At 44.8% G+C, this 12968-nt stretch carries 15 protein-coding genes; 12 read left to right on the forward strand and 3 right to left on the reverse strand.

Features of this window, described 5'->3' with window-relative positions; translation table 11 throughout:
* Nucleotides 1-127 precede the first annotated feature (127 nt).
* From MHH52_RS11225 to MHH52_RS11240, 4 genes are all read left to right on the forward strand, one after another.
* Nucleotides 128-1204, forward strand: coding sequence for a site-2 protease family protein (locus MHH52_RS11225; RefSeq protein ID WP_340008636.1), 1077 nt, complete (start codon nt 128-130; stop codon nt 1202-1204).
* A gap of 104 nt (nt 1205-1308) precedes the next feature.
* Nucleotides 1309-1521 (forward strand): hypothetical protein, encoded by a 213-nt coding sequence (locus MHH52_RS11230; RefSeq protein ID WP_340008637.1) that lies wholly within the window; start codon nt 1309-1311, stop codon nt 1519-1521.
* A 108-nt stretch (nt 1522-1629) separates the two neighbouring features.
* Nucleotides 1630-2073: a GNAT family N-acetyltransferase gene (locus MHH52_RS11235; protein ID WP_313639575.1), complete on the forward strand. Its 444-nt coding sequence runs from the start codon at nt 1630-1632 to the stop codon at nt 2071-2073.
* Nucleotides 2074-2158: 85 nt separating this feature from the next.
* Nucleotides 2159-2398 (forward strand): DUF3892 domain-containing protein, encoded by a 240-nt coding sequence (locus tag MHH52_RS11240; RefSeq protein WP_036686113.1) that lies wholly within the window; start codon nt 2159-2161, stop codon nt 2396-2398.
* A gap of 90 nt (nt 2399-2488) precedes the next feature.
* On the opposite strand, the gene MHH52_RS11245 is transcribed toward MHH52_RS11240, so the two are convergent.
* Complete coding sequence (locus MHH52_RS11245; protein ID WP_340008638.1) at nt 2489-3226, reverse strand: MBL fold metallo-hydrolase; 738 nt, start codon at nt 3224-3226, stop codon at nt 2489-2491.
* 164 nt (nt 3227-3390) lie between these two features.
* Here MHH52_RS11245 and MHH52_RS11250 point away from each other — a divergent pair, with 164 nt between their 5' ends.
* Both MHH52_RS11250 and MHH52_RS11255 read left to right on the forward strand, forming a co-directional pair.
* Entirely contained in the window at nt 3391-3945 is a 555-nt protein-coding gene (locus MHH52_RS11250; protein WP_313639572.1) for a copper amine oxidase, read from the forward strand.
* Between the two features lie 80 nt (nt 3946-4025).
* Nucleotides 4026-4337 carry a DUF1292 domain-containing protein gene (locus tag MHH52_RS11255; RefSeq protein WP_036686118.1) on the forward strand — a complete coding sequence of 104 codons (312 nt, stop codon included), beginning with the start codon at nt 4026-4028 and terminating at the stop codon, nt 4335-4337.
* A 130-nt stretch (nt 4338-4467) separates the two neighbouring features.
* Here the strand turns inward: MHH52_RS11255 and MHH52_RS11260 are convergent, their stop codons facing one another.
* A complete protein-coding gene (locus MHH52_RS11260) occupies nt 4468-5943 on the reverse strand; it encodes an aminotransferase class I/II-fold pyridoxal phosphate-dependent enzyme (RefSeq protein ID WP_340008641.1) in 1476 nt (491 codons plus the stop codon).
* A gap of 96 nt (nt 5944-6039) precedes the next feature.
* Here MHH52_RS11260 and MHH52_RS11265 point away from each other — a divergent pair, with 96 nt between their 5' ends.
* The 4 genes from MHH52_RS11265 to MHH52_RS11280 all read left to right on the forward strand — a co-directional run bounded on the left by MHH52_RS11265 (nt 6040) and on the right by MHH52_RS11280 (nt 10714).
* Nucleotides 6040-7329: an MFS transporter gene (locus MHH52_RS11265; protein WP_340008643.1), complete on the forward strand. Its 1290-nt coding sequence runs from the start codon at nt 6040-6042 to the stop codon at nt 7327-7329.
* A gap of 290 nt (nt 7330-7619) precedes the next feature.
* Nucleotides 7620-8216, forward strand: a complete 597-nt coding sequence (locus MHH52_RS11270; RefSeq protein ID WP_313639569.1) for a hypothetical protein — start codon at nt 7620-7622, stop codon at nt 8214-8216.
* A gap of 265 nt (nt 8217-8481) precedes the next feature.
* Nucleotides 8482-9897, forward strand: a complete 1416-nt coding sequence (gene gndA / locus MHH52_RS11275) for an NADP-dependent phosphogluconate dehydrogenase (RefSeq protein ID WP_340008645.1) — start codon at nt 8482-8484, stop codon at nt 9895-9897.
* Between the two features lie 268 nt (nt 9898-10165).
* Nucleotides 10166-10714: a shikimate kinase gene (locus MHH52_RS11280; RefSeq protein ID WP_340008647.1), complete on the forward strand. Its 549-nt coding sequence runs from the start codon at nt 10166-10168 to the stop codon at nt 10712-10714.
* Nucleotides 10715-10718: 4 nt separating this feature from the next.
* Here the strand turns inward: MHH52_RS11280 and MHH52_RS11285 are convergent, their stop codons facing one another.
* The gene (locus MHH52_RS11285) at nt 10719-11024 is read right to left on the reverse strand and encodes a rhodanese-like domain-containing protein (protein WP_340008649.1); all 306 of its coding nucleotides are present in this window, start codon (nt 11022-11024) and stop codon (nt 10719-10721) included.
* 110 nt (nt 11025-11134) lie between these two features.
* Here MHH52_RS11285 and aroA point away from each other — a divergent pair, with 110 nt between their 5' ends.
* Both aroA and MHH52_RS11295 read left to right on the forward strand, forming a co-directional pair.
* Nucleotides 11135-12427 (forward strand): 3-phosphoshikimate 1-carboxyvinyltransferase, encoded by a 1293-nt coding sequence (gene aroA / locus MHH52_RS11290; RefSeq protein WP_340008651.1) that lies wholly within the window; start codon nt 11135-11137, stop codon nt 12425-12427.
* A 74-nt stretch (nt 12428-12501) separates the two neighbouring features.
* Nucleotides 12502-12936 carry a CoA-binding protein gene (locus MHH52_RS11295; RefSeq protein WP_042126802.1) on the forward strand — a complete coding sequence of 145 codons (435 nt, stop codon included), beginning with the start codon at nt 12502-12504 and terminating at the stop codon, nt 12934-12936.
* The last annotated feature ends 32 nt before the right edge of the window (nt 12937-12968 follow it).

The raw sequence follows: 12968 nt of genomic DNA on the forward strand, positions 1-12968 counted from the left end.
TCTAAAAGTTGCGTCGTATATTTAGCCAAGAGATTTTTTGTGGAATTACTCCCCAAGCTCTTATGATAAAATGGATGGTAATGTACAGTAGTTAGATAAAAATCGAAAGAAAAAGGAGCTTGAGATCTTGCCGCAAAATGAGCAGAAAAAGAATTCTTCCACTCCGTTGAAATGGTTGGGGGGCGGGGCGGCGATGCTGCTGTTTAAAGGAAAGGCGATTTTGTCTCTTCTGAAAATAGGTAAAATTGCTGGGCCTCTAATTTCAATGATGATTTCGATATGGGCGTATGCGTTGATTTATCCGTGGGGGTTTGCAGTGGGTTTTGTCCTGCTCTTGCTAGTCCATGAATTAGGGCATGTAATAGCAGCCAAACGAATCGGGCTTCCAGTCAGCGCTCCACTGTTTATACCTTTTTTGGGAGCTTTAATTACAATGAAGAAACAGCCGCTGGATGCCCAGACAGAAGCTTATATTGCTTTTGGAGGTCCAATTTTAGGAACCATAGGGGCTACCGCAGTTTTTGGGGTGGCTTATTACATGGATAGTCCACTGCTCTATTCCTTGGCTTATATAGGCTTTTTGCTTAATCTGATCAACTTGCTGCCGATTCATCCGCTAGATGGTGGACGTATTGCTACCGCGGTTACGCGCTGGCTGTGGCTTGTGGGTCTCGTGGGCGGTTTAGCCATCATCATCTATTTGCGATCTATTTTGTTCTTTATTATCTGGGCGTTATTCGCTTACGATCTGTATAACAAATATGTCAAAAGACGTACTAACAATCGTCTTTTTTCAGTAACCAAGGGTTTCTTAATCCCAGTAGAGCCACTCAGAGATGCGGGTTACATGATTCCAGGACCAGAGCATAGAAGAGATTTGCCTTTTACCACCTACAGTGATTTGGATAGACAGCAGTATGTAGGGGTGAGATGGGATCAACTGAACTACATTGGTAGAGCTACGCTCCCGCAGCAATGCATAATTGAAAAGGTACGGATCTCGCAGCTAGAGCCTGTGACCCTAGAGAATGGGCTTCATCTTAAGATGCATTGTGATATCAGTTATACCGTCTACGAGAATGATAAGTATTACGATGTGCCAGCCAGCTCACGCTGGAAATACGGCATCGCTTATTTTGTATTAGCTGGCTTTCTTGGAGGAATGATGTACATGGTCCATATAGTTGGAAACGTGAATCTTTAAGGGATAGAATCGGGGAATGAAGTTCTCCAATTGTTTATAAAACTCCTGAACCGTCAAAACTGTTATGAGAATACCGGCATTTGAACGGTGAAGGGAGTAAAACGATGCCTAAAATATTGAAATGGAAAACGGGAGTTTGTTTATTATTATTGTTCGGTTTAACTGGTTGTTCCGAGGCGAAACCAACAAAGGTCATGGAAATCAATGAGATAACTAACTTTGATGGAAAGCCGAAAGGTCAGTATCCTCAATTGTCACCTGTGATGAAAGACACATACAATCGTTCGATTCCTGAAGAAGTATATTCTGTAGATTAGACCAGCAACAGAATACGATTTCCCGTGCTCAGGCTTTTCTTTCTAGTCAATTTTTTATATAATAGACAACTATCGTTGGATACATAGAGAGAGGAGTTTGCGACTAACATGGCGGCAGAAATCTTACGGGTAACTACAGAGGAACAACTCCGGCTAGGGCTGGATATTCGTACAAAAGTATTTGTTGAGGAACAAATGGTCCCGGTTGAGGAAGAAATTGATGAATACGATGTTATCAGTCCGAATGCGCACCATATTCTGATTATAGATGAAGGAGTGCCTGTGGCTACGGGAAGATTGATTTATTACAAAACAGGTACAGCCAAAATGCAGCGTATCGCCGTACTGAAAGATTATCGAGTCAAAGGATATGGACGTGTTCTGTTGCTAGCTATGGAAGAGCTTGCTCGGGAACTTGGACTGGAAGCTTCAATTCTTGATGCACAGTGTCAAGCAGAGAATTTCTACAAGAAGCTGGGATATGAAGTGATTTCTACGGAACCTTTTTATGACGCAGGTATTTTACATGTGCGGATGCAGAAAACTCTTTAAGGTTTGCACACATAATTTACCGTTCCATTACGCAAGCTAGGATGTGCCTTATGATGGCAAATTCTACTGCAAGGGGCGAAATAAAGTGCCAAATAACGAACGTGAAAGTTTCGTAGCCGTACAGAAAAATGGAGATGGAGATTTAACCAGTTTCCAGACCTCTACAGGACGTGTCCTGGCATATGACCAAGCGCTTCAAGAAGTACAGGCTGGAAATATTGCCGGAGTGAATGCTTTTAAAGGTAAAGATGGAGAAACTTATATTCGTGGCGACGCGGATGGGGATCCAACTAACAATCTGGATAATCTTCCGACATTCTCATAGTTCAAAAGGCAAAGACCGTACATACGTCAACAGACGTCAATGTACGGTCTTTTTTTAAAAAATTAGGAAAGTATAAGCTTCACACTATGTTCAGAGTGTATAAATTACATGTTGCTCTATAAACTCCATCTCTCCTGTAAGCCCGTCGAATTGGGGTTGTTCATCACTATAATGCATGAGCTTGATGATGCGTCGAACATCATCAGGTAGAGACATCAACTCGTCCAAAGTGGTGTGAACAACGCCTGATCCACCAAGCTGACAGTCATGCAGAATCATTCGGATGCCGCGCTCTCGTACTAGGCTTATAAGTAGATCCGGCTGAAAAGTCATATCCGCGCTGTAGAAAATCTCGTTATTTATTAGAAGAGAATAGCTATCTTTGCCGGGAATATGGGGCGTATGTATGATCTCGAGCGAAAGGGATGGAGCGAGCTTGTACGTAACTCCGGGTTTCATAGGTGTAACCTCGAAGATATCGGTCAGGGAAGCTACTGCATCTTTTTGATATAATCCACCCTTTAAGGTGTTGTTCCAAAGAGGCTCAACAAGCGTCTCGGGCAAGTGTAATCTCATTTTTTTCCCGTATACGTGCTTTAGCGTGAGTGCTAGCTCTTCCAGACCTCCAACATGATCCGCATGAATATGTGTAATTAGAGTAGCGTTTACGTCATGGAAGGATTTCCCGATGGTATGCATGGCAAGCGGAGCTGTAATCCCGCAATCAATCAGTAGGGTATAATCATCAGCTAGTAGCAAGCCATTGTTGTTAAAATAGTTTTTTGCAAAAGCATTGCCAGTTCCTAGCATTTGTAGGCTTAGACTCATAAGAAAGTACCCTCCTGAAATCGCTGTTAGCTAATAGATCAACTTTGAACAAGTACATAATATCATTTTTCGGAAGATGAATGAAATATTTACCTACATTCAGCGCAACTTGCTGAGACAAAGTAAGTATACATTAACAGTATGAATTATTTGGAGGGTTTCAAATGAATAGATGGAAAAAAGTCACTTTATGTGTGTTTGCTTTTTCCTTGATGGGTGGCTCCTTATTGTTCGCCGATTCTGTGAGTAAGAAAATCAGGGTATGGAACAACGGGACAGAAATTGTGGACGGCGGTTATTTAATTGATGGAAAAACGTATATTCCTGCTAGAGAGGCAGGTGGGGTTGTGAATTGGGATGGCTCTGGGAAAGTGACGATTCTTAAGCCAAATGTTCATATTGTGCTTTTTAAAGGGGATACAGTTTTTGGAAATGTCAACGTTGGCAAGCTCAAGATTAAGATATTAACCCAAGTTGATAGCTTAACAGAAGAAGTTTCAGCAGTAAAAGTAGCCATAACGGACCCATCCGGTAATGTTAAGGATATTCAGTCGCAGGAGCTTGAAGGCTCGCAGAAGGATAATTTCTGGTTTCCGACCTCGGAGTTCACTTATGATTTTAAAGAAATTGGGAAGTATCGGGTAGGCTTCTACATGAAAGCTTCCAAAAATTCGGATTACGTTCTTGTGTCAGAGAAGGTAATTACAGCTCTCAATTAAGGGTTCTAAATTGACCTGAACTAATCTAACGTGGTACGATACCAGATGTAAGATAATACAATTCAAAGTGAGGTATTACAATGAGCGATCACAAACATGAGCATGGTGAAGCATGCGGTTGCGGGCATGATCACGACCATGAGCACGAGGAGTTTGTGCTGACCTTGACGAACGAGCAGGGCGAAGATGTAGAAATGGTGCTTGTAGAAACGTTCGACATAGGCGAGAAATTATACGCTCTGTTGTTAGAGCGCGAGAATCCAGAAGCAGATGGTATTATTCTGCGTATGGAAGAAGAAGACGAAGAAATGGTATTGTACAATATCGAAGATGAAGAAGAATGGAAAGCTGTTGAAGAAGCTTACAACAATCTGCTTGCTCAGCAAGAATAGATTTTAGCGACTAAATTAAGCTGTTCTATTGTGTATATGACAGTTGATGTTTATATACAGAAACCCGATACTTATTATGGTATCGGGTTTTTGTATAAATGAATGAAATTTTTCAGGGAAATGTTGGGTCTTAGGATATTGGATCGGCTTCCACAATTACTTTTATGTTAGTGATGCTGCGGTCTTCAGGACCTTTAACCGGGAGGCCGATCTCCACATGGTCAATAATATAATCGATGTTATCCTGAGTGATCACTTCGCCAGGGAGAAGAATAGGAATTCCAGGCGGATATACATAAATGAATTCTGCAATAATGTAGCCAGCAGATTCACGGAACGGAACTAACTGCGTATCAGCGTAAAAAGCGTCCCTTGGAATCAGAGCAAGTTGTGGAATTTCTGGAACCTGAACCTTAAGTTCGTAGATTTCACCCTTGCTATAATGAATAGCGGACAACACCCGAAGTGCAGCCAATAATTTATCTACTGATTCTTGGGTATCACCTGGGGTAATAAGGCAAAGAATATTATACATGTCGCTTAGTTCTACTTCGATATTGTATTTCTCACGTAGCCAGTTTTCGGTTTCGTAACCTGTGATCCCTAAATGGCGAACATGAATGTTGAGCTTGGTTGGGTCATGATCAAATGTAGCTTCTGTCCCAAGTATTTCTTTTCCAAAGCTGTACAGGCCCTCAATAGTATTGATCGTTTCGCGTGCGTAGTTGGACAGTCTGATGGTTCTTTCTGCCATTTCGTGACCGTTCAGCGCGAGATTACGTCTTGATGTATCCAGAGACGCTAATAAAATATATGAGGTGGATGTTGTAGTCAGCATGCTCATAATGGTCTGTACCCGTTGTGGGTTAATCAGACCCGTCTTAGCATTTAGATTCAGTACCGAGCTTTGCGTCATGGAGCCGCCAAGCTTATGCACACTAGTGGCAGCTATGTCCGCACCGGCCTGCATGGCCGATACCGGCAGATCCTCATGAAAATGAATCAGTACTCCATGTGCCTCGTCCACCAATACGGGTACACCGTAACGGTGAGCCAGGTCGACAATCGAACGCAGGTCGGCGCATATACCGAAGTACGTGGGATTGATTACTAGAACTCCTTTAGCGTCCGGATGACGCTTTAACGCTCGTTCCAGCGAACTGGTCGTTATGCCGTGATCTATCCCGAGATTCTCATCCTGAACAGGCGAGACAAACACAGGCTTGGCTCCGGAAAAGATAATGGCCGACATCACAGATTTATGAATGTTACGCGGCACAATTATTTTATCACCCGGTGAGCAGACAGAGAGGATCATCGTCATGATGGCATTGCTCGTGCCCTGTACGCTAAAATACGTATAGTCGGCGCCGAAAGCCTTCGCAGCCAGCTTTTGAGCTTCCTGGATTACGCCAGTTGGCTGATGTAGATCATCAAGCGGTGCGATGTTGATTAGATCGATGGATAGAGCGTTATCGCCGATAAACTCACGGAATTCGGCATCGGTTCCTAGCCCCTTCTTATGCCCCGGAATATGGAATTGAACTGGATTGCCGGCGGCATGCTTTTTTAAAGCTGTGAAGAGGGGAGTACGGTGTTGATTCATTTAATGCTGTCACAACCTTTCGCGAATATTAAAATTTAAGGCAAGCATCAGTATAACAAAACAATCTACAGAATACTAGGATATGGATGTGATAGAATGTCCACGAAAGCAGTGCAACGCACGCATATCAGTTTGACGTCGCCATTTATCATGGAGATGTGGGTAATTATTTTTTTAGTTGAATTTGTTAAAGGGTCGCTACTTGTCGCTTTGTTACCGGTGTATATGGAGAATATTTTGGGCCTATCGGTGACGGTAGTAGGCTTTGCCTTTGCACTCCAATATTTGGGGGATAACCTCTTCCGCAGTCCTTCTGGCTGGGTCATGGAGCGTATAGGATTTCGCTGGACAATGACAAGTGCCTTGTTGTTGATCCTGGTAGCTGTTGGAATGATAATATATGCCAAAACAGCAGTTACGCTATCGATTGCATGTCTTATTCTTGGGATCGGGACATCTCCGCTTTGGCCTTGTGTGATGACCGGAATAACCGAATTAGCAGGGTCTACCAAAAGCGGCAGCAGTGGTGCAGCTATGGGGGCTGTCGAGATGGCCTCGCTCGCAGGAACGGGAATCGGTCCGATTGTAGTGAATTTTTTGATGGATCAAGGGGGACAAAGCTATCGTGTGGCCTTTTTGGTCCTGCTAGGTTGTGCCGCCGTTGTAGTTGTGGTTGCCCTATTTCTACCTAAGAGAATCTCGTCAAGTGGAACTCATGCAGTCGTAAGGGATATGCAGGGGCTCGGCGGAGTCGTTGAGCGTAAAAAGATTAGTCCGTTAGAAAGTATAAAAAGAACACTGCATCAAGTCAGAACGACGCTTAAAGTCAGCCGATGGCTTTATCCAGCCTTGTTCCTTCAGGCTTTTGCGATTGGCTTGATGACCCCTGTAGTTACCTTATTTGCACGTACGGAGCTGCATGTTAGTCCAAATCAGTTTAGTCTACTTCTGATTGCAGGTGGGGGAATTACGGTGCTTGCGCTTATTCCGGCAGGCAAGCTGGTGGACCGTATAGGAACAACAGTGTTTCTGAACATAGGCTTTTTGCTCGCCGCCTTTTCCCTTGCCCTGTTCTCACAGGTTCGCTGGCTACCGCTTGCTTTTATCGCAGTGGCACTGGTCGGTATAAGCTACGCGCTTATCCTCCCGGCGTGGAATGCCTTTCTGGCCAAGCAAGTCCCTAAGGGGGAACGAGGGACTGTGTGGGGGCTATTCTTGACCTTGCAAGGCTCAGGGATGGTAGCAGGACCAGTGATATCAGGGAGACTATGGGACCATGTAGGCCATGGTGTCCCGTTCCTGGCAAGTGCAATTGTAATGCTGATGCTCTTCGGACTGCATTTGCTAATTGTGCACAGAACGAAGCTGAAGTTTAAACCTAGTTGAGACCTGGAATGTAAAAAGCCGCTGACAACCTGGAATTAGTTGTCGGCGGCTTTTTAGGAATTAAAAGGACTAAAAGGAATAAAAAATTCCGATCGGCGTTTGGAGAATGACTGTTGCGGGTAAAAATAGTCAATAAACCAAGTTACCGCTACATAAACTGAAGTATAAAATAAGACTAAGACAAACGAAAAAGTAATTTATTACAAGAAGAGGTCCGGCAGCCATAAATACTCTGGAATTGAACGAGTGGTGTTGGCTTTGCAGATGTGAAGCAGTTAGGGGGGAGTGCCGTGAACAAAAACGACGAGGTGGAGTATTGTAACCTGGAGCTGCGTTTCGACAGACAGCATATCCAGGACCTGATCAAGGATTTGATTCAAAAAGGTTATTCCCTATATTGGAGCGAGAACGAACAGGTTTTTGTGATTTCGGTCCGTACGGGTCGTAAACTGGTGAAATTACGTTTTCAAAGGATCAAAGATGGCTATAAACTCGTGGGTGACTATATGATTCGTGATGCTCGCTTGTCAGAATGGATGGAGAAATTGATTGGGGACATGCGGGGCCATGCCATTGTAAAGCGTTTCCGGGATCGCCAGATCATTATTGAAAATATTTTGTTTGGCGAAGTGATTCGTCTTGTCGAAATCTCGGGTTATCAGCAGCGAGTATTATACCAGAAAGGCCCTATGCTCACAGATGAGGAGCTGACCAAGCTCTATTATTCTGTTGAAGGGGAAGAGCGGATTCGCCAGCGTAAGATTGAGGTGGATGAGCAGCTAGATCGATTAAATGATGCACTTAAGGCTGAGGATACGGTTCGCGCGGAGAAATGCCGAGCTCAGCTTACCTTTTTGACGAAGGAATTGTATATGTTGGAATGGTAAACAAGGTACCAAAAAAGTTGCTTAGGGGCACCCCGAACTTCGGGGTGTCTTAGATTTGTATGAGAACTTGCTGACAGGGGTTCACTTCTGACGCTAAAAACGTTAAAATAGTCATTGTGATCATTTTCATGTTGGCAATGGTTTTGTCAATGAATTTGATCTCTATTCGCAGGGCAGGCTTTGCTGTCTCTGATAAAGGGTGGTATTCTTATACTGCGAGAAATGGATTTCCAAAAAATATAGGGTGCAAAGGGTGGAGGACCAGATGGCAAAACAACAAATCGGCGTTATTGGCTTGGCGGTAATGGGCAAGAATTTGGCTCTAAATATCGAAAGCAAAGGTTTTTCCGTATCCGTGTTTAACCGGTCACCGGAGAAGACACATGATCTTCTTGCTGAGGCGGAAGGTAAGAACCTCGTAGGCACATTTTCCGTTGAGGAATTTGTAGCTTCGCTGGAAACACCGCGCAAAATTCTGATCATGGTTCAAGCTGGTAAAGCTACTGATGCTACCATCGAGCAACTGCTGCCGCATCTTGATCAAGGCGACATTATTATCGACGGAGGAAATGCTTATTTCCCTGATACGGTTCGTCGTAGCAAAGAGCTGGAAGAAAAAGGTTTCCGCTTTATCGGTACTGGCGTTTCCGGCGGAGAAGAAGGAGCACTTAAAGGTCCTTCCATTATGCCTGGCGGTCAAGAAAGCGCATATAAGCTAGTAGAGCCAATCCTAACGGCAATCTCAGCCAAAGTTGACGGAGAGCCTTGCTGTACATATATCGGACCAGACGGTGCGGGACACTATGTTAAAATGGTGCACAACGGTATCGAATATGGTGATATGCAATTGATCTGTGAAGCTTACCAGTTGTTGAAAGACGTTCTAGGTCTGGATGCAAAAGAACTTCACAGCATCTTCAAAGAGTGGAATAGCGGTGAGCTCGACAGCTACCTGATCGAGATTACTACAGATATTTTTGCTCAGTATGATGAAGAAACTGGTAAACCAATGGTTGACGTGATCCTTGATTCCGCTGGCCAAAAGGGAACTGGTAAATGGACAAGCCAAAGCTCACTGGATCTTGGCGTACCTTTGTCCATGATTACCGAATCCGTATTCTCTCGCTTCCTGTCTGCAATGAAGGATGAGCGCGTAGAAGCAAGCAAAGTGCTTAACGGACCAGAAACTACACCATTTGATGGTGACAAAGCTGAATTCATCGAGAACGTGCGTAAAGCATTGTTCGCGAGCAAAATCGTATCCTACGCTCAAGGTTTCGCTCAACTGCGCGTAGCATCCGACGAATACGGTTGGGATTTGAAATATGGCGAGCTGGCTAAAATTTGGCGCGGCGGCTGTATTATTCGTTCCCGTTTCCTACAAAACATCACTGATGCTTACGAGAACAATGCAGATCTTAAGAACCTATTGCTTGATCCTTTCTTCAAGAATGTTATGGATTCTTATCAATCCGCATGGCGTAAAGTCATTGCTTCAGCTGTAACGATGGGTGTTCCAGTACCTGGATTCTCCAGCGCATTGGCTTACTATGATAGCTATCGTACAGAAAGACTGCCTGCAAACCTGCTTCAGGCTCAACGCGATTACTTCGGAGCACACACGTTCAAACGTGTAGACAAAGAAGGCGTCTTCCACCACAACTGGATGTCAGCAGAATAATTTAGTTTGTTACGGTTACAAGCAAAAACGCCTTCGACGTCCCTAAAGGACGGTAAGCGTTTATGCGAGAAATATAAGGATAATGTATAACGTGAAACTTATACTTTCTTATATTTTAAAAAAGTGGCCCGAATTGCTTCACCAGAAATGGGGAGGCTTTCGGGCCTTTTTTGTTGGAGATTTGATGTGTGTTTACTATGTGAAGCAGATTGTTTAATGTTTTGACCCTGTGTTATGATATGACAAATATCGCGGTTGGAGGATAGACATGGCTGGGGATACAGAAACATTTAAAGAGTTGAACGAAGAGCAAAGAAATAAGAACATTATTTTAGTAGGAATGATGGCAACGGGAAAGTCAACGGTAGGTGCTATTTTGGCCGAGGAACTAGGCTATGAGCTGGTTGATTTGGATTATGTCATTATTGAAACTGAAGGCAGAAGCATTGCGGAAATCTTCGCAGAAGATGGCGAGGAATACTTTCGAAGCGTGGAAACCGCGGCTCTAAAGCGAATGCTAGAGTCCGAGAATAAATTAATATCTACTGGTGGAGGTACGGTATTGGCGCCGGGGAATACAGCGTTAATGCTGAGTAAAGGGCATGTGGTTGCGCTAACGGCAACGGAAGAAGAGATTATTGCTCGTGTTAGTGGAGATCAGAATCGTCCGCTGCTCGCCGGCAATGCAGAAGAACGGGTTAGACGAATCATGCAAGATCGCCATGATGCTTACCTGTTCGCGCATTACACGGTCGATACAACGGGACTGACTGCGGCAGAAGTGTCGCAACATATTTTAATGCATTACCGCGGCTGAGCTTTTAAGAGAGTGTCTCATTCCATTCGATCATACCGCCGCTTAAATTTGTAGTGTTAAAGCCAAACTGTTGTAGATATTCGCAGACGCGCTGGCTTCGAGCACCGGAACGACAGATAAAGATTACTTTGGCATCGCTTGGAATTTCCTCTGTGCGATGTGGAATTTCTCCCATGGGGATATGCTGTGCACCGGGAATCATCCCGAAGGCAACCTCTTCGTCTTCACGAACGTCGATGAGTACAAGGTCTTCACCTGTCTCTAGACACTGCCGCAATTCTTGCGGTGTGATTTGTGGAACATTATACATGGTTGTGACCTCTTTTCATCAGAAGAATGGTTTAATGATAACACATGCGTGGAACACCCTGTCAAACGAGCACTACATACAAATTATATCTACTAAGGAGAGTTTATATTATGGACGTTATTGTTAGGCCAACGCCATCCCTGCAAGGAGAATTTGGGGCCCTCTCTTCCAAAAACTATACCACTCGTTATTTGCTGGTTGCCGCATTGTCAGAAGGCGTAAGTACGATTTATCATCCGGCACATAGTGAAGATAGCGACGCCATCCGCCGCTGTATAGCAGACTTGGGTGCTGTGCTTACGGAGGATGAGGAAAAGATTGTGATTCAAGGCTTCGGCCGTCACCCAAAAGACGTTAAAGAGCTAAATGTAGGAAATGCTGGAGCGGTACTACGTTTCCTAATGGCTGTGGCTGCTCTAAGCCCTGAGGTAACATTTGTAAATACGTATCCTGACTCATTAGGCAAACGTCCGCATGACGACCTGATCGTGTCTCTAGAGCAGCTTGGTGTGAAGGTAGAGCATAATGAAGGAAAGCTGCCGATCACGATACGTGGAGGTAAACCTGTTGGGGGTAGAATTACAGTTTCCGGTGCAGTCAGCTCCCAGTTCCTAAGTGCTCTACTGTTCTTGACACCATTGCTTGAAGAAGATAGTGAAATTATTGTCCTTGATGATTTGAAATCGAAGGTTGTCGTAGGTCAGACGCTAGAAGTATTGGAGCAGGCGGGAATTGTGGTCCATGCAGCGGATGATTATATGTCCTTTAAAGTGCCGGGGCGTCAAGACTATGCGGCTAAGACGTATACCGTTCAAGGTGACTATCCTGGCTCTGCGGCTATTCTTGCGGCGGCTGCTGTTACAAAGTCGGATGTTAAGGTTCATCGACTTGTGGAACAGAGTAAACAAGGAGAAAGAGCCATTGTCGATGTGCTGCGTATGATGGAAGTTCCTCTTACTCATGAAGAGGGTACAGTACATGTCCAAGGGAACGGTGTTCTAAAAGCTGTTGAATTCGACGGAGATGCTGCCACCGATGCAGTGCTGGCTATGGTAGCTGCGGCTGTATTTGCTGAAGGTACCTCACGATTCTACAATGTTGAGAATCTGCGGTATAAGGAATGTGATCGCATTACCGATTACTTGGCAGAGTTAACCCGTGCAGGGGCCAATGTTGAGGAACGCCGCGATGAAATTATTGTTCACGGCATGCCGGAAGGCGTCGAAGGTGGTGTGACCATCAATGCGCATTACGACCACCGTGTAATTATGGCACTGTCAGTAGTAGGTTTACGTGCTCGTCAGCCGCTCCTGATCAAAGATGCTCATCATGTCGCTAAATCTTATCCGCAATATTTTGATCACCTGCGCGCGCTTGGTGCGAATGTGGAGTGGGTACAATAGAAGTAAGGGAGCTAGCGCATTTAGCTTCAGTTAAACAGGATCATTAAGTGTAACTATGGAAAGGGGCACTATGTATGAGCTTTGAGAACCCAAGTCGGGAGCAGATCGGAGATATCCTTGCTTCCGCAGGTAATATTGCTGTTGTTGGCCTGTCTGACAAAACAGACCGTACCTCCTATATGGTCGCGGGTGCTATGCAAAGTCGGGGGTATCGGATCATCCCTGTAAACCCTTTGGTTGACGGTGAAATACTGGGAGAGAAGTGCTATCATACGTTAGCGGAAATACCAGAGCCGGTGGACATTGTCAACGTGTTCCGTCGAAGCGAACACTGCGCAAAGGTCGCACAGGAGGCCGCTGACATCGGCGCACGTGTGCTCTGGCTCCAGCAGGGGATAATCAGCCAAGAAGCCGCTGAAATCGCCGCTGAGCACGGTATGACGGCGATTATGGACCGCTGCATCAAGGTCGAAGAAGCGATCACGATGCATGGGCGCAGTCGGGCGTAGGGTTCGGTAGTTAAACATTTATCCGGTTACCG

Origin of the sequence: Paenibacillus sp. FSL K6-0276 (genome assembly GCF_037977235.1) — a bacterium.
Lineage (GTDB): Bacteria > Bacillota > Bacilli > Paenibacillales > Paenibacillaceae > Paenibacillus_AQ.